This window comes from Rhizobium sp. SRDI943 (assembly GCF_057653695.1).
In genome coordinates this window covers 115,461-139,416 of sequence record NZ_JBYGKN010000004.1, presented here as the reverse complement: position 1 = coordinate 139,416, position 23,956 = coordinate 115,461, and the positions used below count along the sequence as shown (strand labels likewise).

At 59.2% G+C, this 23,956-nt stretch carries 18 protein-coding genes and 3 pseudogenes; 7 read left to right on the top strand and 14 right to left on the bottom strand.

Annotation, left to right across the window (positions count from 1 at the left end; all coding sequences use genetic code 11):
- Positions 1-247: 247 nt before the first annotated feature.
- Entirely contained in the window at positions 248-1,213 is a 966-nt protein-coding gene (gene corA / locus AC245Y_RS33785) for a magnesium/cobalt transporter CorA (RefSeq protein ID WP_012760421.1), read from the top strand.
- Positions 1,214-1,469: 256 nt separating this feature from the next.
- Here corA and AC245Y_RS33780 read toward each other — a convergent pair whose 3' ends face one another.
- Complete coding sequence (locus AC245Y_RS33780) at positions 1,470-2,114, bottom strand: HD domain-containing protein (protein WP_003555127.1); 645 nt, start codon at positions 2,112-2,114, stop codon at positions 1,470-1,472.
- A gap of 161 nt (positions 2,115-2,275) precedes the next feature.
- Positions 2,276-2,695 (bottom strand): cupin domain-containing protein, encoded by a 420-nt coding sequence (locus tag AC245Y_RS33775; RefSeq protein ID WP_017997354.1) that lies wholly within the window; start codon positions 2,693-2,695, stop codon positions 2,276-2,278.
- Between the two features lie 88 nt (positions 2,696-2,783).
- Here AC245Y_RS33775 and pdxR point away from each other — a divergent pair, with 88 nt between their 5' ends.
- Positions 2,784-4,211: a MocR-like pyridoxine biosynthesis transcription factor PdxR gene (gene pdxR, locus AC245Y_RS33770; protein WP_026157715.1), complete on the top strand. Its 1,428-nt coding sequence runs from the start codon at positions 2,784-2,786 to the stop codon at positions 4,209-4,211.
- 33 nt (positions 4,212-4,244) lie between these two features.
- Here pdxR and AC245Y_RS33765 read toward each other — a convergent pair whose 3' ends face one another.
- The 6 genes and pseudogenes from AC245Y_RS33765 to AC245Y_RS33740 form a co-directional block, all read right to left on the bottom strand.
- On the bottom strand, positions 4,245-5,171 hold the full coding sequence (locus AC245Y_RS33765; RefSeq protein ID WP_012760422.1) for an NADP-dependent oxidoreductase: 927 nt from the start codon (positions 5,169-5,171) through the stop codon (positions 4,245-4,247).
- 102 nt (positions 5,172-5,273) lie between these two features.
- Positions 5,274-5,947 (bottom strand): annotated as a pseudogene (locus AC245Y_RS33760) (HD domain-containing protein).
- A protein-coding gene (locus AC245Y_RS33755; RefSeq protein WP_085989693.1) for an IS3-like element ISRle4 family transposase occupies positions 5,944-7,133 on the bottom strand; the annotation gives its coding sequence in 2 pieces (ribosomal slippage) (positions 5,944-6,884 and positions 6,884-7,133; 1,191 coding nt in all). Before AC245Y_RS33755 ends, AC245Y_RS33760 begins: the two are co-directional and overlap by 4 nt.
- Before the next feature lie 43 nt (positions 7,134-7,176).
- Complete coding sequence (locus AC245Y_RS33750) at positions 7,177-7,302, bottom strand: hypothetical protein (RefSeq protein ID WP_017997356.1); 126 nt, start codon at positions 7,300-7,302, stop codon at positions 7,177-7,179.
- Positions 7,303-7,944: 642 nt separating this feature from the next.
- On the bottom strand, positions 7,945-8,460 hold the full coding sequence (locus AC245Y_RS33745; RefSeq protein WP_012760424.1) for a hypothetical protein: 516 nt from the start codon (positions 8,458-8,460) through the stop codon (positions 7,945-7,947).
- A 481-nt stretch (positions 8,461-8,941) separates the two neighbouring features.
- Entirely contained in the window at positions 8,942-9,337 is a 396-nt protein-coding gene (locus tag AC245Y_RS33740) for a response regulator transcription factor (RefSeq protein ID WP_012760425.1), read from the bottom strand.
- Positions 9,338-9,863: 526 nt separating this feature from the next.
- Between AC245Y_RS33740 and AC245Y_RS33735 the strand changes: the two genes are divergently transcribed.
- The 4 genes and pseudogenes from AC245Y_RS33735 to AC245Y_RS33720 all read left to right on the top strand — a co-directional run bounded on the left by AC245Y_RS33735 (position 9,864) and on the right by AC245Y_RS33720 (position 19,014).
- On the top strand, positions 9,864-10,502 hold the full coding sequence (locus tag AC245Y_RS33735; RefSeq protein WP_003555145.1) for a response regulator transcription factor: 639 nt from the start codon (positions 9,864-9,866) through the stop codon (positions 10,500-10,502).
- A gap of 774 nt (positions 10,503-11,276) precedes the next feature.
- The gene (locus tag AC245Y_RS33730) at positions 11,277-16,814 is read left to right on the top strand and encodes an ATP-binding sensor histidine kinase (protein WP_017997359.1); all 5,538 of its coding nucleotides are present in this window, start codon (positions 11,277-11,279) and stop codon (positions 16,812-16,814) included.
- Positions 16,815-18,098: 1,284 nt separating this feature from the next.
- Positions 18,099-18,356 (top strand): thioredoxin domain-containing protein, encoded by a 258-nt coding sequence (locus AC245Y_RS33725; RefSeq protein ID WP_003555151.1) that lies wholly within the window; start codon positions 18,099-18,101, stop codon positions 18,354-18,356.
- Positions 18,357-18,820: 464 nt separating this feature from the next.
- Positions 18,821-19,014 (top strand): annotated as a pseudogene (locus tag AC245Y_RS33720) (hypothetical protein).
- Between the two features lie 28 nt (positions 19,015-19,042).
- On the opposite strand, the pseudogene ligD reads toward AC245Y_RS33720, so the two are convergent.
- Together ligD and AC245Y_RS33710 are read right to left on the bottom strand one after the other, a co-directional pair.
- Positions 19,043-19,192, bottom strand: a pseudogene (gene ligD, locus AC245Y_RS33715) (non-homologous end-joining DNA ligase LigD); the annotation flags it as partial.
- Between the two features lie 254 nt (positions 19,193-19,446).
- Positions 19,447-20,220 carry an SDR family oxidoreductase gene (locus tag AC245Y_RS33710; protein ID WP_012760428.1) on the bottom strand — a complete coding sequence of 258 codons (774 nt, stop codon included), beginning with the start codon at positions 20,218-20,220 and terminating at the stop codon, positions 19,447-19,449.
- An 89-nt stretch (positions 20,221-20,309) separates the two neighbouring features.
- On the opposite strand from AC245Y_RS33710, the gene AC245Y_RS33705 reads away from it, so the two are divergent.
- The gene (locus AC245Y_RS33705; protein ID WP_003555158.1) at positions 20,310-20,927 is read left to right on the top strand and encodes a TetR/AcrR family transcriptional regulator; all 618 of its coding nucleotides are present in this window, start codon (positions 20,310-20,312) and stop codon (positions 20,925-20,927) included.
- Here AC245Y_RS33705 and AC245Y_RS33700 read toward each other — a convergent pair.
- From AC245Y_RS33700 to AC245Y_RS33685, 4 genes are all read right to left on the bottom strand, one after another.
- Complete coding sequence (locus AC245Y_RS33700) at positions 20,896-21,282, bottom strand: hypothetical protein (protein ID WP_245274076.1); 387 nt, start codon at positions 21,280-21,282, stop codon at positions 20,896-20,898. The genes AC245Y_RS33705 and AC245Y_RS33700 overlap by 32 nt on opposite strands.
- The gene (locus AC245Y_RS33695; protein WP_003555162.1) at positions 21,270-22,043 is read right to left on the bottom strand and encodes an SDR family oxidoreductase; all 774 of its coding nucleotides are present in this window, start codon (positions 22,041-22,043) and stop codon (positions 21,270-21,272) included. Before AC245Y_RS33695 ends, AC245Y_RS33700 begins: the two co-directional genes overlap by 13 nt.
- Before the next feature lie 33 nt (positions 22,044-22,076).
- Positions 22,077-22,871, bottom strand: coding sequence for an SDR family NAD(P)-dependent oxidoreductase (locus AC245Y_RS33690; protein WP_012760431.1), 795 nt, complete (start codon positions 22,869-22,871; stop codon positions 22,077-22,079).
- Between the two features lie 177 nt (positions 22,872-23,048).
- On the bottom strand, positions 23,049-23,939 hold the full coding sequence (locus AC245Y_RS33685; RefSeq protein WP_017997362.1) for a LysR family transcriptional regulator: 891 nt from the start codon (positions 23,937-23,939) through the stop codon (positions 23,049-23,051).
- Between the last annotated feature and the right edge of the window lie 17 nt (positions 23,940-23,956).

Sequence of the window (23,956 nt, the reverse complement as noted above, 5' to 3'; positions counted from 1 at the left end):
CGCACGCTGATGGGCAACCCGACCTCGGCGTTACGCGGTGGCAGGATGACCTCCATATCGCGCAGTCGGGGCTAGCGTCGACCCATCGACCTACTTCGAGCTTCCCGCAAACAAGGTCGTGGAAATCGGCGAACAGTTCAGCATCTGATCTACGCTGGCTGTAGCGCCGGGAGCGAACCTTCGCCAACGCTCCGCGTTGATGAAGCGGTGAATAGCCACGCTGCTACCCCCAACTTCCGAGTATCCTATGACAGTCATCGCATCGTACATCTACCGAAACGGCAAGCGCGCCGAGGAGGTAGCGCTTCAATCCCAGTCCTTCGTAACCCGAGACGGCGAGTTTGTCTGGATAGGGCTCGCAGAACCCACTTCCGACGAAATGGACAGTCTAAAGATGATGTTCGGGCTGCATCCGCTGGCAGTGGAGGACGCCATGAACGGGCAGCAGGTGCCGAAGGTCGACGTCTACGGCGACCAACTCTTCGTGGTCATCAAGACGGCGCATTTGGAAGGCGACAAGATAGCCTATGGCGAGACATGCATCTTCGTGGGCAAGCATCACCTGATTTCGGTGAGGCATGGATCCGCGAAGTCGCATAAGGGCCTGCGGGAACAGCTTGAGCATTCGCCGCAGCTCCTCGAGCACGGCCCGGACTATGTTCTCCATGGCATTATAGACTTCGTTGTCGACGGCTATCTTCCGATGGTGGAAACCATGGAAGACAGGGTCCTCGAGCTCGAGAAGCACGTCCTGATCTCTTTCCTGGAACGCGAGCAGATCAGGCGCATTTTCAGAATGAGACGTCAGGTCATCAAGTTCCAGCGCGTGCTGGGGCCGATGTCGGAAGTCGTCGGAAAGCTGACCCACCTGGACCTGCCCTGCGTCGACGAGAACTCAAAGCCGTTCTTCCGCGACGTCCATGATCACGTCCGGCGCGTGGAGAGCGTCGTGGGCGGCCTGCGGGACATCATCACATCGGTCTTCGAGGCATCCAACCTTCTGGAGCAGCAGCGGCAGGGGACCATTACGAGGCAGCTCGCCGCATGGGCCGCGATTCTCGCCGTGCCGACTGCGATCGCGGGCATATACGGCATGAACTTCGAGCACATGCCGGAACTAGGGACAGAGTACGGCTACTACGTCGTCCTGACCGTCATCGTCGTCGTCTGTGGTATCCTCTACTCCCGCTTCAGAAAAGCTGGATGGCTGTAACCCGACCGCCGGAAGTTCATAAAGGGCGGTTCCGCCCATGCGCCCATGAGGGGCAGATGAAAAGTCGGCCACACAACAAATCGAGTTGCGCCCTGACCCTCGTTCTCACTTCCGTCGTGCAAATCTGTCGAGCTCTCGACAGCCGACATCCGATTGTCGAAGAGCTCCCCGCGCGAATTCGTGAGCGAGGCGAGCTAGAGGTGCTTTTTCCGAGACACGAAGTCATCAAGGCACTGCACCCTGCCGGTGACCCAGTTCAACCCGGCCACCTTGAACCTAAGATGACGCTGCACATATCGATCCGTTGAAACTTCGGGTCCTTGAACGTCAGGACATCATCATTGAAGGTTCCGAAGGTGGTGTGGGGGCGGTGTTTCATGCCATGATAGAACGCGTCAATGATCCCTTCCTTGAAGTGGTTTTCACGCGGAAAAGCTTTGACAACAGCCTGCCGTTCTTCATCTGTGAACCGATCGTAGCCGCGGCCGGCCACATCCATGCCGGCCCCGCTCTGGAGCAGCGCGATCTCAGGATCCATGAATTCCGGTATGCCGGGCGTCGTGTGGAGAGCGACTGCGTTCCAGACGATTTGCAGGTCGTTGTTGGTGACGCCGTAACTCTTGAGGAATTCGCGCGCGGCGTTGGCCCCATCGACCTCAAAGCGTAGCTGGCTTTTCTCGTAGTGCGCCGTTAAGCCAATGTCGTGGAACATCGCAGCCGTGTAGAGCAACTCGGGATCGAAGATCATGCCTTTGCGGTTTCCTGTCATGGCACCCCAACAGAAGACGCGCGCAGAATGATGGAAAAGCAGATCGCTCTCCGTGTCGCGAATAAACTGCGTCACATCGCGGGTCAGTTTGCTGTCAGGAATTCCTAAGGTGCAAAGCTCGTCTGTATTCATATCTATATCTCCTTCGCTGCGAGGCCGGTCGATAAACTAGACAACCGGCCGGCTGAGCCGCTCTGCATGACATGGGGTATCCCGCCGAGCGGGTCGGTGCGGTTGTGAGCGAGATGGCTGTCGTCCCACCGGCTTGTCATTGGTTAGCGTCCGGATCCCATTCATTTGATCGGGGTGGTAAGAGTGGTCTCGTCAGCATCGACAACGAAGACTGCGAGCAACCTTGCGGGTTTTGTCTTGCTCGCGTTACGGCTCACCGAATGGATCGCGCCAGGTGGTTCAAACCAGCTGTCGCCAACCTTGTATATCCTGATTTGGCCGTCGTTCACCTTTGATTCAATCGCGCCTGCGAGCACATAGGCGTAGATGAAGGCGGACCTGGCGTGGCTATGTGCCGGCGATGCTGCGCTCGGTGCATAATCAACCTCTACGACACGAAGCGACTTACCGGGGATATTAGCAATCGCCTGATCGAATTTGGGTATGACCGTTTCGGCTTGGCCGTCATGGGCAACGGCCTGCCCGCCGAGACTAAAGGCGAGTGCGACGCAGATTGCGGGGAGGATAACGCGGATTTTCATGGTTTTCTCCTTCTGACACTGGAAAGATGGCCAGTCGGAAGGTCAGAATAAAGTACCAAGAACGAAGCAAAATCCTGTACCATGGCTCATGAACAAGCCACTGAACTTCAATGTCGATCGGTCAGCCAAAACGTCCCTATCGGAGCAGATCCGCAAAGGGATCGTCTTGGCAATTGAAAGCGGGGTGTTGGTGCCCGGCGCACGACTCCCGTCATGGCAGGATCTTTCTGCCCAGCTTGGTGTCGCGCGGGGAACAGTTCGAACTGCATACGCAAAACTAGCCGCCGCACAATTGATCGAAGCGTCCCGAGCCTCAGGTACCCGGGTTGCGCAGCGCCCTCACGCGATCAAAAAAGGCGACCCTCTGCCACAGGCAGGCTCGTTTCTGGAGACCTATCTGGAGATGACGAAGGGACCGGCATTCTTCCAGATGGGCGTCCCAGCAACCGACACCTTCCCAGCGACGTTGTTCTCACGCATCCACGCGAAGGCTGCCCGCACAAAGGCAGGTGCGTTGCCGCTTTATCCCGATCCGCGCGGCGAGTTCGAGCTCAGGCGCGAGATTGCCTCCTACCTCGCCGTCGCCCGAGGGATCAACTGCTCGCCTTCGCAGGTGATCATCACCGGTGGATTCGGCGCGGGCCTAGGCTTAGCGCTCAGCGTCCTGGCTCTGGCTGGCCATGCCGCCTGGGTCGAAAATCCGGGATTCCCTTGGTCAAGAAAAGGCCTTGAGCTTTCCGGCCTTTCGCTCGCACCAATTCCCGTCGATGTGGATGGCATCGATATTGATTTCGGATTGCGTCAGCATCCCGACGCCAAGATTGCCGTCGTGACTCCAGGGCAGCAGGCCCCTCTCGGGCCGGCGTTGTCGCTTGACCGACGTCTTGGTCTCCTCGAATGGGCCAGCAACGCTGGCGCATGGGTCATCGAAGACGACTATCTGAGCGAGCTTCAGTTGACGGGACGCGCCGCGCCGGCGCTGGCATCACTCGACCGGGGTGGGCGCGTCATCCACATCGGCTCGTTCAGCAAGACGATCAGCCCGGCAATACGGCTTGGTTTCGTTGTCGCGCCGGCCGATCTCGTCGGCCGGTTCTCTGAGATGGCAGCCTGTCTGGCGCCGGCCCCTGGACCTGCGATACAGGTCGCCACCGCAGAGTTCATGCAGGAGGGTCACTATATCCGCCATCTGCGCCGAACCAAGCGCGCCTACGCAGCCAGACAAGAGGCGCTGTTGGATTACCTGCGGTCGCGTGTTGGTGTTGATAGCGCCGAGGCGACCGGTTTGGCCGTCTTACTGAGATTGCCCGAGGATGTATCAGACGTGGCAGCGGCTCGCGCAGCTTTCAGCTTTGGAATGTCGCCATCGCCGCTGTCGGCCTGGTACGTGTCGTCCGACGACGCGGCATCCGGGCTCCTTCTCGGCGTCGCGACGACGCCGATGAAGAACCTTACCCGATCGTGTGATCGGCTGCTCGAGGTGATAGGTCAGTCACGCTTGCCCGCTCCATCCTGAACAAGCTCCCTGATACCTTACCGGGCAGTTAGCTTAAACTGAGAGAACAATCTTCCCCCCTGGCGCAATGCGCACGCCCTCAAGCATCAGATGGGCCACGTACGCTTCCTCAAGCGGGAGGATGACACCCACCCGCGTCTTCAAATCGCCATTGTCGATCAGCTCGGCGATCTTCGTCAGGTACTCGGTTCCGACCCTGACAAGAAAAAACGCCGCTTCAACCCCATGCTGCCTGGCAAGATCCTGATCGGGAGGTGAGACAGCCGAAATCAGTTTTCCGCCGCGCCTCAGGATCTGAAACGAACGCCTTTGCGTTTCGGCGCCGACGAGATCAAGGACAGCGTCCACATCCCGGGCAACGTCTTCAAAGCGCTCGCTGTGATAGTCGACCAAAGTATCCGCGCCCAGTTCACGGAGGTAGGCGAAGTCTCTCCTGGCAGCAGTGGCGATGATCTCGATACCCGCACGCCTAGCCAGCTGCACGGCGTAGGCGCCGACATTTCCGGCGGCGCCATGAATGAGCACCTTTTGCCCGGAGACGAGTTGCGCTTGATCAAACAGGCCATGCCAGGCCGTGACCGCGATCACCGGTACGGAGGCAGCATCTGCGTAGCTGATCGTTGCAGGCTTGCGAGCAATCATCTCCGCCGACGCCACCGCATACTGCGCATATGCTCCGATGAACCTCGGATTGGTTACGCCATAGACCGGGTCCCCAACCGCAAGATCGGCCACATCGGCGCCGATCGAGACGACGTCTCCGGATAGATCGGAGCCGAGCGTCAGCGGCAGGGGCTGAGGCAAGGCGCTCTTGCCTGCCCTGATCCATCCATCCCATGGGCCCACTCCAGCGGCCCTGACCCTGATCAGAACTTCGCCTGGGCCAGGTGCCGGCTTCGGGACAGGCTCGAATTTCATTGCCTCGGGCGAGCCGAAGTCATGGACGCGCCACGCCATCATGGATGCCTCCTGTTGTTCTGGATATGGATTAGTGGTGTCGGGTGTCATGATGAACTCCTTGAGTTTGCTGCTCCTGGAAGCACGTTTTTTTTGCCTGTCCACTTAGTCGCTAACGGCCCATTTCGAATTGCGCATCAGATGCTGAAGTCCCTGCGGCGAAAGGCAGGGTCTTTATAAGCCATGACGTCGGCAAGCCCGGTGCCTTGTGGTGTATGGACGATGCTCAAGACTCTTGTAGAGGATTTGCATGAAGCCATCCGCAAACTGGGGTGGGTGTGGATGAGCCGCCTCGACAGCATTGCGCTCGGCACTCGTGAAATTATCGTAGCCTGCCCCGACAAGATATTGGCGCCTTCGGCAACCAGAGCCGCGATCGGGGAAAGATTGGCGGAAATTCCATTCGTCGTGTGCAGCGCAATCGCAAGCCAGTTAGTCTCGCTTGAAGCTTCAGACACGCGGTGGCTGTTCAAGAAGTCACGTGCGGCGTTTGCGCCGTCCACCTCGAAACGCAGATGGCTCTGGCCGTACCTGCCTGTCAGACCAAAGTCATGAAACAAGGCTGCCACATACAGTAGCCCTGGATCGAAGGGGAGGCCTTTGCGCCGGCCCGCCAGGGAAGCCCAGAGATAGACGCGAACAGAGTGCTCAAACAGAAAGTCGCCCTCCGCCTTCCGAACCAGGCGCGTTGCGTCGCGAGTCAATTCAGTGTCCGGTATCTCTGCTTGAAGGATACTCGTGTTGAGATCAGTCTCGATGACCTTGCCCCCAAGTTTTATCCAGTTTTGAGTTCGCTCCAGCGGTTTTTGGTTGCTGTTGTTGGTTCGGTAGCGGCGGGTTGCGGTGCGGAGCCATTTCGGCTGCGCAGCACCGCATCACGTCGCGGGTTGAGTGTCTGAGCGAATTCGGCCGGTGTCAGCCAGCCAAGGCCTGAATGCGGGCGTTGATCGTTGTAATCGCTACGCCAGTTTGAAAGCGCGGACCGGGCGTGAGCAAGCGACGAGAACAGAGTTTCATTCAAGAACTCGTCTCGCAGCCGCCCGTTGAAGCTTTCGATAAAAGCGTTCTGGATAGGCTTGCCAGGCGCAATGTAATGCCAGTCAACTTTGGTCCGGTCCGCCCATTGCAGGATCGCGTTGCTGGTGAACTCGCTGCCGTTGTCGCTGACGATCATCCTCGGCTTGCCGCGCTCCTCGATAATCCGGTCAAGCTCCCGTGCGACGCGAAGACCGGAAAGCGATGTATCGGAGACGAGCGCCAGGCACTCCCTCGTGCAATCATCGACGACGGTCAGAATCCGCAACCTGCGCCCATCGGTGAACTGATCCGACACGAAGTCTAGCGACCAACGATCATTGGCCACCATCGGCACCAGCATCGGCGCTCGCGTGCCTATCGCTCGCTTGCGACCGCCGCGCTTGCGCACCGTCAGTTTCTCCTCCCGATAGAGCCGGAAGAGCCTCTTGTGGTTCACAAGGTGTCCCTCGCGCCGGAGCAGCACATGAATGCGTCGATATCCGAAGCGGCGACGTTCATGCGCCAACGCCTTCATTCGCTCGCGAAGCTCATGATCATCGTCGCGCCTGGTCTCGTAACGGACCGTCATTCGGCAAAAACCAATGGCTTTACACGCCCGCCGTTCGCTCATCTCATGATGGCTCATCAGATGCGCGACAGCTTTCCGCTTGGCCGCGGGCGTCACCACTTCTTTCCCAGAAGGTCTTTCAAGGCAGCATTGTCGAGCATCGCATCCGCCAGAAGCCGCTTCAGCTTCGTGTTCTCGTCCTCAAGCGTCTTCAGCCGCTTGGCCTCGGACACCTCCATGCCGCCGAACTTGGCCTTCCATTTATAGATGCTGGCATCGCTGACGCCATGCTTGCGGCAAAGCTCCGAGACCGGCGTGCCTGCCTCGTGCTCCTTCAATATGCCGATGATCTGTTCGTCTGTGAAACGATTGCGCTTCATCCTCTGGTCCTCTCAAATGGGCCAGAGCTTACTTCAAAATGGATTATTTCAACGGGGCAAGGTCATCGAGTACAAGCGGTTCGGCTCGGCCTTCTTTCGAAAGAGCGGTCAAGCCAGCAATAACTGCAAGGGCGGTGCAGGTGGCTGCGATGATGGTTCGGAAGTTCATCGTATTTCTCCTTGTCGCAAGCCGGATGTAATTTTGCGCTGAACCAGGAAACAGGACCAAGAATTTCGAATAATGATGTACCAGCTGCTCGGTTGAGCGCGTCCCACGCGGGTGACCTCGACGCCCAACTGAAAGCGGTCGAACTGCGTCCAGCTCTCCTCGAGCGCCTCTACCAAGTCGCCAAAGGTTGCGATCGCCATAGATGCTGCGGAGCCGTTTCGGTCCCGTGGCAGGGTTTACGGCGCCCGTTGGCAGGAACCCGGCTCTCAAACGAATTGAACGTCACGCCGGAACTGGCAAGCTTGAGGCGAGATTGATCCACCAAGTTCGGACGGCCGTCCGACCAACAGGTTCGAGTGCTCTGAACCAGGCACTCCCTCGCCAACTATCTCGGCGAAGCCCCGTGAGCAGGATCAGGCAGCGCCATTGCGGCTTGCGCGCAATGCCGATCCAGATGCCTTTGTAAGATCGGCTATCTTGTTGACAGGCTTGGGTTTGGAGTCAGGTTTCATGTCCTGAAGCCGGAGCGGGAGACGATCTCGTTGAGACAGACTGTAGCCTGCTTTTATATGACCGATTAACATATCAAAGCCTGATATTTTAATCCTTTTATCATATCATAGACTGACAGGCTCGATAGGGTTATTGGGCCAACTTCAGATCATCGACCGATCCGCCGATGGGCCAGGCAGCCTCAGGCATCTGATATTCGCAACCTAATAATACCTTCGATGCTAAATCTTCCTGGCCGCTCCGAAACGCAACGATCGCTGTATTTAGGCCGACCTGTTTCAGCGCAGGTAAGATATCCATATCGGCTACCGTCAATTCTTGCGATTTGATCACAGCGTCCAAGTTGGTGCCAGAAATCGCAAGCAATATGCGCCCCGGCTGTATCAAGACCTCTGAACTCATATAGCCAAAGGCCGAAATTGGCTTTTCCAGGCTGTAGAGATCCATGGAAGGCAAGGTGAATTCTTTCTTTGGCGCAGCAAAGCCGGGCACGGAAGCCTCAAGGTCTGCCGGCAAGTTCTTTACTTCCCCAGAGGGCAGTTCACAGGTCAAAGCATGGACCAGGAGACTATCTTCGGCGCGCGCCTGACAGGCTGCGGCAATTGCCACAATCAACATGATTCCGGCTTTCAATTTGAGTGCCACGGGTTTCCTTCTGTGTTGGCTCTGTTAAAAGTGGCTTGCTGGATCCTTGCTGACGACTTCGTAAACAAGGAGTCGCGGCCTGAGTGAATAGGATTTCCTAACTTAGTCAAACTCCGCCATTGGGTAAGCCGCATTGAGCAGCGGTGCTGGGGTCAAATAGGCCTCATCCGGCCTTCTTCGGTCAAGGCTTTTGAGGCCGTCCCCGACTGAAACCGTCGCCTTCGGCCCGTTGCAGGTCGCATGAGACTATATTCCAGATGCGGCCTGATAAAATCACCGCAGCGATCTTCTCGGCCGCCAGCATGCCCGACAGCGGGTGGGCGGCTCTAGATTGGACGGGCTCCGATCACCGGCGTTCCCGCGCCTGCCAGTGGTACCGCCCCTCGCTCAAGTCCCTTGACCTGCTGCGGCGAATCGAAGCGCAGAGCTCGGGGGGTTCGTCGAAGCCGTTTGATGTGAGATTCCATTGGCTTTTGCGACCTCACGAACCGCTCTTGCCCTCGCTATTGAGAGCCAGCGCAGAACGGATGCAATCAAGCAAAATCTGTTCGCCAAACGGTTTTGTCAGGCAGCCGACGATGTCCGGGCCCAACGCAGACACGCGCACATTCTTTTCCGGAAAGGCGGTGATCAGAACAGTCGGGATGCTCTTGCCCAGCGCGACCAGCCGGCGGTGCAGATCGAGCCCGCTCATTCCCGGCATATTGACGTCCGTCACGAGGCAGGCCGTGCGGCGGATATGAGGGAATCTCAAGAAGTCATCCGCGGATGAAAAGGTCTCGGCATCAAATCCCATCGACCTCATGAGCCCCTTGATAGCCTCCCGCATCGACTCGTCGTCGTCGACGATCGCAATCAGAGGTCTCTTGGTTGGCACGGCCGCCTCCCAACTTCGCCGATCAGCATCATCCCAATTAGCGTCGGGGCGCGCTCGACTGGACGAATTTAATATTGAACGGAGACAAAGGCGGCGCAAGCTATACGATCGTATAGAGAAGACTTGCGGCAACGAGCGGGGCATCTGCCCAAAAAGTGGCCGTGTCCCAATCACTCGGCACAGCGTCGCAAATACTTGAGATTCGCTTGCCTCGCGCCGCCCGATGCTTGCCGCACCCACCGTGCCCTTTTGACGGTGGACGCAGCCATGTGGCGCATCGGCACGCCATGGCGGACTCCAGGACGCGCCAGCGCTTTTGGGGACCGCCCGCATCTAGTCTTGTGGCCGAGGTAATTATCGCGCATTCTGGCGTACGAAGAAATTCCGTTTCATCACTAGCGAAGGAGAGAGGAGGAGTGTTCTCATCGCATGACTGGCGCTCTGCTGGTTGGGCTTCGCCCTCTGCTGCAGTGGGGGTGGATAGTATATATCCCAAGACGTCGATTCACCTTGAGGGCTCTGACGATTGACCGAGGCGCCAGCAACCATCATTGTCATCGATGATGACCCGGAAATCCGCGAGGCGCTTGGCAGTCTGCTGCGTTCCGTCGGCTTTGCCGTCAATCTCCTCGCTTCGGTGGGCGACTTCCTCAGGTCTGGGCGACCCAGCGGACCAACCTGTCTCGTGCTCGATGTCCGGCTTCCGGGGCAAAGCGGCCTTGATTTTCAGCTCGAGCTGTCGCGGGAAAATATTCAGCTGCCGATCGTCTTCATCACCGGGCACGGCGACATTCCCATGTCTGTCAAGGCGATGAAAGGGGGCGCGGTCGAGTTCCTGACGAAACCGTTCCGAGACCAGGATCTGCTCGACGCCGTTCACGTCGGCCTGGCGCGCGACCGCGCCTGGCTTGAAAATGAAAAGGCATTGGCGACGGTGCGAGCGCGTTTCGATAGCCTGACCCCGCGGGAGCGCGAGGTGATGGCATTGGTGGTAACCGGAAGGCCCAACAAGCAGATTGCCGGCGATCTAGGCGTGAGCGAGATTACCGTGAAAGTTCACCGCAGCCAGGTCATGCAGAAGATGGGCACCAGATCCCTGCCCGAACTTGCGCGTATGGCCGATAAGCTGATGCTCGCTCCGGGAAAGCCACAAACGCAGATATAAGGTCTTGGCCGCGCGTATAGGTCATCTCCTCCTCATTGGTAATCGATTCTTCCTGGTGGCCAATAGCCCCGGCGGGAGCCCTGCCGTATGGTGAGCGTTCCTTTTCTCCCCTCCTCCCAGAGGCCGGATCGCCACCGATCGGCCCGCCTTGGCCTCCCACCCCGCGGGAGGCTTTCTTTTTGGCCTCGGTCCCGGCAAGACACTTTCGACTCCAACACCGGCAACGGTTCGCAACTGACGGCACGTTCATCCGCGCTGGAGTACCTCAGACCATCGCCCCAGTCATTAGCGGGGCGCAGGATGACTTCGCCGACATGACCCGCCGGGCAGAAGTTCGCCGATGGGTATTCCAAAGTATCGCAAAGACGAAACCACGGTATAATTTCCCATCGTCCCGTCTATCGCTAGAGTCTATTCGTTGCCTCGGGAGATAGGTGGCGAATCCCCCCGATGCTACCACCAAGCTTCGGCGCTCCCTCCATCCGGAGCTCTGCGGGTCCACGACCCGCCCGACCGCCCAGCAGCCGCTGGGCGGTCCTTCGTATAGGTGGACCACGTATCGAACGGGCGGGCGATGGCCGCTCGTTGTTGGGACGATCAGGCGAGATGTGATAAGGTGGGGGAGTGGTCGCGGTTCGTCATATATGCTCACCCTGGCCAAATTGACTGGAAGGATCTCCGAAGCGAAAGTGGCGGTGCCAGATGCGCCACTCGAGATGACGAAGTCGGCAAGCAGGCACATGTTCTTTCTTCGGCGTTGGTGGAGATGGGAGTTTGGAGGTTCTTTGGGAGGACGGTGATCGCGTGTTCCACCGGGAATGGCGCCGGGGTACCGACGGCAAGCTGAACCCGGTGCTGGTCGTCCTTTCGGCCCTCGAGTACCCGACACCTTCAAGCTTAGGCCACCTCGACCATGAATATGGATTGAAGGACGAACTTGATGGTGCATGGGCGGCGCGACCGCTTGAGTTGGTGCGCGAAGGCGGCCGGACCATGCTGGTGCTCGAAGACGCGGGCAGCGAGCCGCTCGCCCGGCTGCTCGGGACGGCAATGGAAACGGAGCTTTTCTTGCGCCTCGCGATCGGCATCGCCGCTGCGCTCGGCAAGGTCCACCAACGCGGTCTCGTCCACAAGGACATCAAACCCGCCAATATCCTGGTAGCGGGCACGGGCGTCGAGGTGCGGCTAACCGGCTTCGGAATCGCCTCGCGCCTCTCCCGCGAGCGGCAGGCCCTCGAGCCGCCCGAAGTGGTCGCCGGAACGCTTGCCTACATGGCCCCAGAACAGACCGGGCGCATGAACCGCTCGATCGATTCCCGCAGCGACCTTTATGCGCTCGGCGTGACGCTCTACGAAATGCTTACCGGGAGCCTGCCCTTTTCCGCCTCCGATCCGATGGAATGGGTCCATTGCCATGTCGCACGGCAGCCGACACCGCCCAACGAGAGGGTGGTGAATGTTTCACCGGCGGTCTCGGCCATCGTCATGAAGCTGCTCGCTAAGACGGCCGAGGAACGATACCAGACGGCAGGCGGCGTCGAGCACGATCTGAGCCGCTGTCTCAGCCAATGGGAAATGCAGTGCCCGACTGACGCATTCCCGCTCGGCGAACGCGATATCCCCGACCGCCTGCTGATTCCCGAGAAGCTCTACGGGCGGGACGACGAGGTCGAGACCTTGCTCACCGCCTTCGAACGCGTGGTGTCGAGCGGGGCGCCGGAGTTGGTGTTGGTCTCTGGCTATTCCGGCATCGGCAAGTCGGCGGTGGTCAATGAACTCCACAAAGTTCTGGTGCCGCCGCACGGCCTGTTCGCGTCCGGCAAGTTCGATCAGTACAAGCGCGACATTCCGTATGCGACCCTGGCACAGGCGTTCCAAAGCCTTATCCGAGGACTTCTCGCGAAGAGCGACGCCGATCTGGCACCCTGGCGCGAGACGCTGATAGAGACTCTGGGACCGAACGGACGGCTGATGGTCGATCTCGTCCCCGAACTGAAGCTCATCATCGGCGACCAGCCGCCGGTGGCTGACCTTCCGCCATCGGAGGCGCAACGGCGATTTGAGCTCGTACTGCGGCGGTTCATTGGTGTCTTCGCCCAGCCGGAGCATCCGCTGGCACTGTTCCTGGATGACCTGCAGTGGCTTGACACAGCGACGCTCGATCTGCTGGAAGATCTCTTGACCCGGCCGGATCTACAATACCTGATGCTGGTTGGTGCCTATCGCGACAACGAAATAACCGCCGCCCATCCGCTGATGCGGAAACTTCACGCGATCAAAAGCGCCGGCGGCAAGGTCGCGGAGATCACGCTTGCGCCGCTTACCAAAGGCTGTCTCCAGCACTTGATCGCGGATGCGCTCTACTGTCAGCCCGACCGTGCAGACCCGCTCGTGCAAATGATGCACGACAAGACTGGCGGCAATCCGTTCTTCGTCCGTCAGTTTCTATTTTCGCTCGCCGAAGAGGGAATGCTCACCTTCGATCATGACGCGGCATGCTGGTCCTGGGATCTCGAGCGCATTCACGCCAAGGGATACACCGACAACGTCGTGCACCTTATGGTCGGCAAGCTCGCGCGCCAGCCACTCGAAACGCGGGAGGCGTTGCAGCAGTTGGCCTGTCTTGGAAACATCGCTGATACCACGATGCTTTCACTCGTCCTCGGGATCCCGGAAGAGCAAGTCGCCGGGGCCTTGTGGCCCGCCGTCGCTCATGAGCTACTCGAGCGGCTGCCGGACGCCTACCGGTTCGTCCACGATCGCGTTCAGGAGGCCGCCTATTCGCTGATCCCGGAGGAGCGACGCGGCGAGTTGCACCTACGCATAGGCAGACTGCTTGCGGCGAACACCGCGCCGGGGTTGATCGACGATTATGTTTTCGAGATTGTCAGCCAGCTCAATCGGGGAGCCGCACTGATCAAGTCAACCGAGGAGCGCGAGCAACTGGCCGAGTTCAATCTGCTGGCTGGCAAGCGCGCCGAGGCGTCGACGGCATACGCCTCTGCGCTCAACTATTTTGTCGCCGGCACGAAGCTGCTGCCCGAAGACGCCTGGGAGCGCCGGCCCAATCTGACCTTCGCGCTTGAGCTGAACCGAGCCGAATGCGAGTTCCACCTGGGCGCGCTGCCGGACGCGGAGGAGCGGCTGGCTCAGCTTTCCAATCATGCTCTCTGCTGCGACGACCAGGCTGCTGTCGCCGGCCTGCGCATCGATCTCTATGCGGCGCTCGGTCAGACCAATCGATCCGCGGCGGTCGGTCTCGACTATCTCAGGCAGCATCTCGCCATTGACTGGTCGCCGCATCCGGCCGACGAGGAGGTGCAGCGAGAATATGACCGGATATGGTCGGGGCTCGGGAGCCACGCCATCGAGGAGCTCATTGATCTTCCGTTGATGAGCGACCCAGCATCCTCCGCGACCCTGGATATTCTCACGCGGCTCGTTGGGGCGGTATGGCATACGGATGCGAATCTGGCCTGCATGGCAATCTGCCTAGCTGTGAACCTGAGCCTCGAGCGGGGTAACAGCGACGGCTCCTGCTACCATTATGTGTCGCTTGGCTACATTGCCGGGCCGCGCTTCGGCGACTATGAGGCCGGATTTCGGTTCGGTCAGCTAGGCTGCCGTCTCGTCGAAAAGCACGACCTGAACCGCTTTCAGGCCAGGACTTACAAAGACTTCGGGGCTCACGTCATACCGTGGACGAGACATGTCCGGACCGGCCGCGACATCTTGCGGCGCGCGCTTGACATCGCCAACCAGAGCGGCGACCTCACGTTCGCCGGATACAGCCATGTTAGTTTGAACTCGAACCTGCTGGCGGCTGGCGATCCGCTTATCGACGTGCAACAGCAAGCAGAGATTGGCCTCGCGTTCGCGCGCGAGGTGCGGTTCCAGTTCGTTGAAGACCTCGCCAGCGCGCAGCTCGGACTCGTCCGGACACTGCGCGGGTTGACACGGAAATTCGGCTCCTTTGACGACGACGGATTTGACGAAGGTGAGATCGAACGCCGGTTTTCCGAAAATCCGAATCTTGCGGAAACCTGCTACTTCGTCAGAAAACTGCAGGCGCGGTTCTTCGCGGGCGACCATGAGGCGGCCGTGGATGCCTCATTGCGGGCACAGAGACTGCCATGGACATCGGTGTCGCATTTCGAAGAAACGCCGGAGCATCATTTCTACGGCGCCTTGGCGCGCGCCGCATGCTGCGACTCTGCCGCAGCTGACCAGCGGGCCTGGCATACGGAGGCGCTGCTCGCCCACCACCGACAGCTTGAAATCTACGCGAAGAATTGCCCGGAGAACTTCGAGAACCGAGCCGGGCTGGTCGGCGCCGAGATAGCACGCCTTGAAGGCCGCGATATCGACGCGGCGCGCCTTTACGAACAAGCTATCCGCTCGGCGCGCGCAAACGGCTTCGTTCATCATGAAGCCCTCGCATATGAACTCGCCGCCCGCTTTTATGCGCGAGGACGCTTCGAGGACTTCACTCGTCTTTATCTCCGCAACGCGCGTGGCTGCTATCTGCGCTGGGGTGCCGACGGCAAGGTGCGGCAACTCGACCAACTCTATCCCGACTTGAGAGGGGAAGAACGTGCTCCCGCTCCAACGAGCACTATTGGTGCACCGGTCGAACAACTCGATCTCGCGACCGTTATCAAAATCTCGCAAGCCGTGTCGGGCGAGATTGTTCTTCAAAAGCTGATCGACACGGTCTTGCGCACAGCCGTTGAGCAGGCGGGCGCCGAGCGCGGCTTGTTGATCCTGCCGCGTGGCGGTGAGTCACGGATCACCGCGGAGGCCACGACGGGCGGCGAAACGGTGGTGGTGCGGATGCGTGACGAGATCGTGACAGGGACAACCCTGCCGCAATCGCTCCTTCATTATGTCTTGCGCACAAACGAAAGCGTCGTACTCGACGACGCCATGGCTCAGAATCCATTCTCCGCGGACCCTTACATTTGTCACCACCGTGCTCGTTCCATTCTCTGTGTTCCGTTGCTCAATCAGGGCCAACTTGCCGGGGTACTCTATCTTGAGAACAACCTCGCCCCTCGGGTCTTCGCGCCGACCCGGATCGTAGTGCTGAAGCTGCTCGCCTCTCAGGCAGCGATCTCACTGGAGAATACCCGGCTGTACCGCGATCTCGATGAACGCGAAGCCAAGATCAGTCGCCTCGTCAAGGCCAACATCATCGGGATCGTCATCTGGGATATCGAAGGTCGCATCCTTGAGGCCAACGACGCGTTCCTCCGCATGGTGGGATACGACCGAGAGGATCTTGCCTCGGGTCGGCTATGCTGGACGGACCTGACGCCGGCCGAATGGCGCGACCGCGATGCTCGGAACGTCGCGGAGTTAAAGACGATCGGGTCGGTCCAACCGTTCGAGAAGGAGTACTTTCGGAAAGACGGCAGCCGTCTACCCGTGCTGATGGGCGGTGCTCTTTTAGAAGAAAGCAGGAACGAAGGTGTCTCTTTCGTCCTCGATTTGACGGAGCGCCGGCAGGCCGAAGAGGCGTTACGGGAGAGCGAGGAGGCCTTGCGCGAAGCGCTGGTGCAACTGGCCCACGTTAACCGCGTCGCCACGATGGGGCAGCTCACAGCCTCCATCGCCCATGAAGTCAATCAGCCGCTCGCCGCGTCGCTCACCAACGCCCAGGCGGCCTTGCGCTGGCTCGCTACCCGTCCGCCGAACCTGGAGGAGGTGACTCAGGCGCTCGACCGGATTGTCGAGAACGCCAATCGAGCCGGCGATGTCATTGGCCGGATCCGTGCCTTGGTCAAGAAGGAACCCACTCGCAAGGGGCAATTCGACCTCAACGAGGCCATTCGTCACGTGATTGCCTTGACCGGCAATGAAGTGCTCCGACAAGGCGTCACGCTGCGGACCCAATTCGCGACGAGCCTCCCATCCGTGGAAGGAGATCGCGTCCAGCTGCAACAGGTGATCCTAAACCTGATCATGAACGCCATCGAGGCGATGATCGGCCTTAATGAGGAAGAGCGCGATTTGCTGATCAGCACGGGGACAGAGGCCTCGGGAGGTGTGGTCGTCGGGGTGCGCGACTCGGGTCCGGGCCTTGACCCACAAAGTATGGACTGCATTTTCGAGGCCTTCTACACCACCAAATCCAGCGGCATGGGTATGGGCCTGGCGATCTCCCGTTCGATCATCGAGGCTCATGGCGGTCGGATGTGGGCCACCGCTAATGGCCCTCGTGGGGCGGCGTTTCTGTTCACCCTGCCTCTAGAACGAGACGAAACCCCTGGCGCAACCCATACCGACCAAATCGCGATGTTTGGAAAATAGGGCCAACGACTGGCTGAAGCTCACGCAGGCAGTGCTCTCCGCGAAGTGTGAAGGCCGTCGGCGGGCCTCTCCTCTCCATCGCGAGACGACTGAGGTGCTGCCGAAGTTGAATTCACCTTCACGGCGCGGTCTTCAGGCCAATGGAGGCAGCAGTGGCGAAAGCAACAAGCGCATCGCATCGCACGAAATCTTGCGGCAGTAAGCTGAACGCGACGGACAGTACCACCATGTCCACACCAGCAAAACGGTCTAGGCCCCAAGCTCGATGGTCCTCGGGTACGGACCCAAAAACCCCTTCCAAGACGCGGATCGCTTGGGCTCAATGCATGGCCGCGGAACTCTCTGAAGGGCAAAGATTCTCGAGGTCCTCCACAAGACGGACAAGCCCGAGGGAGTAGCACCAAAGATCGAACCGCGTCCCCGTAACATATAGGGTAAAGACAGATCTCCAGGCGAGCAAAGCTTGTTCCCAAGGAGGCGTGATTGCTTGGCTTGGCTTGGTGGAAAACGTCATCAAATGAGCTTCAAAGGCCGTATTCGGCCGTGATGCACCATCTGGCGGCATCTGGAGCGGAGAGGCCAGAATCCAGGGCCCAGCTTTCCCTCGTGCGCTGGGAAACAGCGTCAACGGGACCAGCTCGATTTCGATTCGGTCGAGTTCATATGTCATGGTGCCAATCCTCGGAAGAACGCAAAGAACGACGCAAACGGTGCGACCCGTGGGCTCGCCGGCGGTGAACCCGCCGTCCGGAATGTCCTTGATTCAGGTACCCCGCTGAACTCCCAGTGAGCTTGACGAAATGGCCGCGTGGGAGAATGTAACCTGACCATAGCAGGACGCTGCCCGACCTGCCATTGATCGGAGGTTAGGATCGGGTGGCAAATGGGAGGGGATGACTTATACGGGGGTTTAGGAGGCCTTGCTCGAGGCCGGCAAGCCGCGCGATGGCTCTGCTGAAAAGTCGACCATCACACGCTTCGCGAGATGCCCTCGGCAAAGACAGACGACCATGACGCCGATATCGAGCTCCTTTTCCGAGGGCAACATCCTCGAAAACGACTGGTTGAGCCTGGGATGGCTCCCCAGCTCCCGCTTGTCTGCTGCGGCCGTATAATTTCCGCATACACAAGTATGATGGTTGACCTGCGCACTTTGTTTTAACGTTGCTCGCAAGTGCAGGCTTCGCCACGCTGCTCATCCTCGCACCGGGGTCGCTAGCCATTCACAGAACGTTGGAACTATGGCCAGTTTTCAGGTTCAAAACCCTTAGGGAAGGACGCAGAATGCCGACGCTATCTCCGACTCCGATCACGCCTCGAGACGAGCGCCTAGTCACCGCCCACGAGGCGCTTGAACCCCTCTACGAAAGACTGGCGCTGCGCACCGAATCCACCTTGCTTTCGGCGGCAATGGCAGCCGGATGGCCAGCCGAGGAAGCAACGCGGGCGCTGGCCGCCCTTAGATTGCAAGATGCCCTCAGTATTCTTTGCCGAGCGAATGGAGGTCCACACAAATCGATGCACAGCCCAACGGCCGAATGAAATGGCAGTCCTGCGGAAGTCGCGCCCGCCATTGCGTCCGCCCTCCGATGGCTCGCCATGGTCTTCACCTGAGTCATCCTTGGCGCGAAAGCTCTTCATCGAGGCCGCGGTAACTGGAAACACGAGGCCGGGAGGACTGTAGGAAGCGGCGGCAAGCGCATGGTGGATAAACCAGTGATGCAAGCGCCGTTATACGAAAAGATAGCATGCCTGATTCCAACGCATCTCTTCATTAGCGGGTACAAGAATGCTCTATTGTGAGCGCCTTCTTGAAGGCAACGAGCGGCCTAACTCTTCGTGGTGCCAGAGTTCATTTGCCACCCGCTGAATGCGAGCCCTCTTCCTCTGCTGAGCTGCCGACTGGTGTCACGAGCCTCGCAGATTTCCAAGAGACGCCCGGCAGCCATGTCTGATCGACCGCTCACAATTGAACGAAAGTCGTTACCACACGGAGGTCGTTCACGATGGCAGCGCAGAGATACAGCCCTTGCAAGAACCTCAACATTTACTGGACGGTGTTCGATAAGTCATCGGACAGGCGGCCATCATCGATGGGTTTGTCATGGACATGCTCACCGCCGAGGAGGCCAATAAATTGGTCGATCTGCTAAACCGTGGCAGCCAAGTGAGCCACTGGTGTTTTGCTGAACGGTTTTAGGAGCAACCGGTGACCCAGCGCAACATCGACCGAGCTCTTCCAGGCGGTCGCGGATTTCACGGGCGCCTTCGACGACAGTCGAGAACTCGACATCAGGACCGAGGTCGAACACCGGATGGCCAGGCACTTCCGGCTGACCAGGCTCACAGTTCCAGGGATGCAGCTCAACGCCGCCGATCTAGGCCGGCGGCCGCGCAGCAATGCATTCCCACTATCGATCCGGACCGCTCCATCGTTCTGCACGATGTGAGGAATGATCCCGCCAGCTTGGGGCAGCCGCCCCGCCGAGTGGATGAAGACAGGATCGCGCTCGGCGAGCGCGATCCTGTCTAGTAGTTTGACGGGGAGCCGGACCTCAACCGGCGCCTTGTCAAGGGTGCGTCCTCTGCCGCAGCTGGAATGGCTACAAACATAGCGGAGTGTCGGGATCGATCAGATCCGGGCGCCACCCGTCGCATCAATCATCTGGCCCGTCGTCCAACGCGCATCGTTCGATGCGAGGAAGGCGATGACGTCGGCGACGTCCTCCGCCTGTCCGACACGTGAAAAGACCGAGAGGGCTTCGGCGCCGGCGCGCGCATCCGGCGATGCCAACCACTCGGCATTCATATCCGTCTCCGTTACACCCGGCAGCACGGCATTGACCGTAATCCCGCGAGCTGCAAATTCAGGCGCCAGCGCCAGGGTCAATGTCTCCAGCGCCCCCTTGGAGGCCGCATAGGCGGGATGGGTCGGCGCCGCGATCCGCGTAAACCCAGTGGAGACATTGATGACGCGGCCGTTGTCACGAATGTGATCGGCCACTGCCTGGATCAGGAAGAACGGCGCCTTGTAGTTAATCGTCATCACCTCATCGAAAGCAGCTTCGCTCGTCTGCTTCAACGGCAGTGCCGGCGCAATGCCTGCATTGTTCACAAGAATATCAAGAGCGGACGAGCCCGTCTCGGTACGCGCGGCTTCGCTGAACTGCGCCCAGAGACTGTCGGCCGCCTCCTTGCCCTGTCTCAGATCAGCTTTGACACCGACAGCCTTGACACCAAGCGCCTCGATGTCGCGTACGGTGGCCTTGGCCGCATCCCCGTTGGCGGTGTAGTGCACGCCAATCAGTGCGGCACCCTCCCTCGCAAACGCAAGAGCAACCGCCCGGCCGATACCGCGCGAACTTCCTGTGATAAGGGCTATCTTGTTTGCTAGTCTTTGGGACATGGGGTCACTCCGTTGCTAAATTAAGTAGTGATCGCTATCATAAGCGGTGAAGCTCGCCTGTCAACAATTTAATAGGGATTGCTATTTTAATGACGGATCCAGTCCGCAAACGAGGCAGACCACGCGTGCTTGATCGCGACGTCGGGCTCGACATCGCGGCACGCTTGTTCTGGGAACGCGGCTACGAAGGAACCTCGACGGCCGACCTCACGAAGGCCATGGGGATCAATCCGCCGACTCTCTATTCGATGTTCGGCTCAAAGGAGGAATTATACCGTCAGTCGCTCGACTTCAGCATTGCCCGTGAAAACAGCCGCCGGTTAGAAATCTTAGCGTCCAACCTTCCGGTTCACAAAGCCCTAAGCCTCTACCTTTACGACATCGCTGATGGTGACACCCAGCCGGACAAGCCGCGAGGTTGCATGGTCTCGACGGCGGTCCTGCAGCACGCGGAAGAGAATGCGTCAGTGGCGCGGATGACGGCGGCATTGCGCGAGACCTCGATGCAGACACTCAAAGCCCGGTTTGACCGGGCCGTCGAGGAAGGCGAACTGCCGGCGCAAACCGATACCGATACGCTCGCGCGCTTCTATGGTGCGATTATCCAGGGCATGTCCGCACAGGCCTGCGATGGCGCCTGCAATGCGCGGCTGAAGCGGATGATCGACATCGCACTCACGGCCTGGCCCGGGAAGCGTAGCACCTAACGAGCGCTGGCAACTCGGCGAGCATCGTCTGATACGTGAGATCGACGGACTTCATAAGCTCGACTCCGGCGTTATACTGTTCTTCAAAAACAGTATAACGGTCGAGAGCATAGGTCACATCCATCCTGCAAAAGATCATCGACCTGGCCACCACCGGCCAGTTCACGATACCGATCAGCCGCACCGCCCCTTTATCCGAGGCGATTTCCCTGATCGGAGACTTCGAAGCCGGCAACCGGCTTCCAGGAAAATCCGTAATCGTGATGGGGTGACGAGGGGCACGAGTATGATGCGCGATGATAACCGTCTCGGGTTTGGAATGTGAAAACGGCAAGAAACCGCTCAGAACTGCCAATCGACGAGCTGCTCTCCGCCAGACACCTCAAGCACAGTGCCTGTAACGTAGGGGTTGGTCATCAAAAACACCGCAGCGTGCCCCACGTCGGCCGGTTGACCGATCCGGCGCGCTGGGAAATTGGCGCGCACCTTTTCGCGGACATCAGCGGCGTCTGTCGCGGAAAGGAAGTTCCAAAGGTCGGTATCGATGAACCCAGGCCGAATGACGTTTACCCTGATTGGGCCAAGTTCGAGCGCCAGCGAGCGCGCGAGTGCCTCCACTGCGGCAAAAGTCGATGTGACGCTCGTCATGCCGATCTTCGAACGGGCCGCGATCCCTCCGGTCATAAAGGTGATCGACCCGTTAGAGGAGAGTTTTGGTACAGCATAGCGCGCACATGCCCAGGAGCCGAGAAACTTGCTATTGCCGTAGCTGCGCGCCCCTCGCATGTCTTCGTCCATGAATGCACCCCAGCTGCCATCGGTTGGCCCCGCAGCGACAAGCAAATGATCCAGATTGCCAATTGCCTTGAAGGAAGCCCGAACGTCGTCCTCATCGCTAATGTCGAGCACTAGCTGCTCGAAGGGCGCCAGCTCTGGATGGTCTGCTGAAGAAACCGAGCGCCGGCTGGCGACCGTTACGCTCGCTCCCGCCGCGTGAGCGGCCTGAGCGATGCCGAGCCCTATCCCTGTTTTGCCGCCGACGACGACCACACGTTTTCCAGTGAGATCATATGAGGGTGATTGCGCACGCTTCAGCTCGTTCTGTGCCGTTGCCATGATAGCTTCCTTGAGTGTGTTTGTCTGAATGAGCTATGCGATCTGTCTAAGCACACCGCCATCAACGCGCATGGAGGCCCCGGTTGTTCCGGATGCCTGCTCCGAGCATATGTAGACGACCATGTTGGCCACCTCCTCCGTGCTCGTGAACCGATTGATGAGCGTTGTCGGGCGCATGGCCTTCAGGAATTGCTGTTCCGCCTCTTCCTGGGTGATGCCCTGTTCCCGAGCCGTTCCCGCCATCCAGTTCGCCATGATTTCAGAGTTCGTCGGACCAGGAAGCACCGAATTGACCGTCACGCCCGTCCCCGCAACCGTCTCAGCCAAACCTCGCGAGATCGCCAACTGCGCCGTCTTGGTCATGCCGTAGTCGATCATATCCCTTGGGATTGCGAGTGCGGATTCGCTGCTGATGAACACAACACGCCCCCAGCCCCGCGCGGTCATCCTCGGCAGGTAATGGCGCGCTGCACGAACGCCACTCATGACGTTGAGCTGAAACAGGCTCAGCCAGTCTTCATCGGTAAGATCGGAGAAGGGTTTGGGATTGGCTGTGCCTGCGTTGTTGATAAGAATGTCGGCATCGGGCGCCTGGGCTGCAAGAACCGCGCTGCCTTCCTTGGTGGCCAGATCCGCAACCACGCCGGCGATCTCGATGTCTGGGAAGAGCGCCTTGACTTCAGCCACCGCTGTGGAGACCCGGCCCTCGCTACGGCCATTGATAACCACGGATGCGCCGGCCCGCGCCAAGCCCTGTGCGATCGCCCGACCAATGCCGGCGGTGGATCCGGTGACGACTGCCTTGCGACCTTCAAGTGAAATGTTCATGATCGTGTTCTCGATGAATTCTGACGATCACTGTTTGTAGCGCATGGCGAAAATAACTATAATACGGACGAATGGCATGAAATTGATGCGATATTGGAATAAATAGCAGCGAGCTTAAAGTGCGGATCTCACACTCCGGCGCTTGTTACCGAAGGTCGCCAAGGCGTTCAAATGCCGCTAGATCCGCCCTTCGAGCGACGCGGCGAGGAAGTCTGTCACGTGCCGAACCCGCGCAGAAACCAGCCGACGCTTCGGCCAGACAAAGCTGATGTCCCTTGTGCCCTGAACATATTCGCCGAGGATCGTCACGACGTCAGGATGCGAGAGCTCTTCGACGAGCGATGCCTTGGTGAACATGCCGATCCCGACGCCTGCAAGCACACCCGCACGGATCGTCTCGATGCTGTTGGAGGTGAGGTTGCCGCGCACTGCGACGCTGAAGTGACCTTCTTGACCGACGAATGGCCAATTCGCCGACTCCTTGAAGCCGCCGTAGACGAGGCAGTTGTGATCTGCAAGATCGGCAGGCTTTGTGGGAATACCATGCTTTTCGAAATACTGGCGAGATCCGACGCATACGAGAGGAGTCTTTGCCACCCGTCTGACGACGGCATCGGGCTCTTCGACAGACCCCACTCTTATCACCAAATCGACCCGATCCTCGACCATGTCCCGCATGAGGTCCGATAGAACCAGATCCACTTCGAGCTTGGGAAATCTGGACAGCAGATCCGGAATGATTGGCAGGATATGAAGTCGACCGAGGGTGGTGGGGACAGCAATGCGTATCGACCCCGACATGTCGACCGCGCTGCCTATGACCTCGCGATTGGCGTCGTCGATCTCCTCGAGCAACGGCTTCATCCTGTCGAAGTATCTTTGCCCCTGATCCGTCAAGGTGACGTTTCGGGTGCTGCGATTGAAGAGTGCGACGCCCAGACGGTTTTCGAGCGCACCGATCGCTTTGCTGACCGCCGGCTGTGACGTGCCGGTTCTGCGGGCGGCCGCCGTAAAGCCGCCCGTCTCGACGACCGCAAGGAACGCCTTGAGCTCGGAAAGCCGGTCCATCTTATGCCTTTACGGTA

Excerpts from the sequence above, each read along its gene's own strand:
- corA (WP_012760421.1), top strand. The coding sequence starts at position 248 with ATGACAGTCATCGCATCGTACATCTACCGAAACGGCAAGCGCGCCGAG.
- AC245Y_RS33780 (WP_003555127.1), bottom strand. The coding sequence starts at position 2,114 with ATGAATACAGACGAGCTTTGCACCTTAGGAATTCCTGACAGCAAACTG.
- AC245Y_RS33775 (WP_017997354.1), bottom strand. The coding sequence starts at position 2,695 with ATGAAAATCCGCGTTATCCTCCCCGCAATCTGCGTCGCACTCGCCTTT.
- pdxR (WP_026157715.1), top strand. The coding sequence starts at position 2,784 with ATGAACAAGCCACTGAACTTCAATGTCGATCGGTCAGCCAAAACGTCC.
- AC245Y_RS33765 (WP_012760422.1), bottom strand. The coding sequence starts at position 5,171 with ATGATGGCGTGGCGCGTCCATGACTTCGGCTCGCCCGAGGCAATGAAA.
- AC245Y_RS33750 (WP_017997356.1), bottom strand. The coding sequence starts at position 7,302 with ATGAACTTCCGAACCATCATCGCAGCCACCTGCACCGCCCTTGCAGTT.
- AC245Y_RS33725 (WP_003555151.1), top strand. The coding sequence starts at position 18,099 with ATGCCGACGCTATCTCCGACTCCGATCACGCCTCGAGACGAGCGCCTA.
- AC245Y_RS33710 (WP_012760428.1), bottom strand. The coding sequence starts at position 20,220 with ATGTCCCAAAGACTAGCAAACAAGATAGCCCTTATCACAGGAAGTTCG.
- AC245Y_RS33705 (WP_003555158.1), top strand. The coding sequence starts at position 20,310 with ATGACGGATCCAGTCCGCAAACGAGGCAGACCACGCGTGCTTGATCGC.
- AC245Y_RS33695 (WP_003555162.1), bottom strand. The coding sequence starts at position 22,043 with ATGGCAACGGCACAGAACGAGCTGAAGCGTGCGCAATCACCCTCATAT.
- AC245Y_RS33690 (WP_012760431.1), bottom strand. The coding sequence starts at position 22,871 with ATGAACATTTCACTTGAAGGTCGCAAGGCAGTCGTCACCGGATCCACC.
- AC245Y_RS33685 (WP_017997362.1), bottom strand. The coding sequence starts at position 23,939 with ATGGACCGGCTTTCCGAGCTCAAGGCGTTCCTTGCGGTCGTCGAGACG.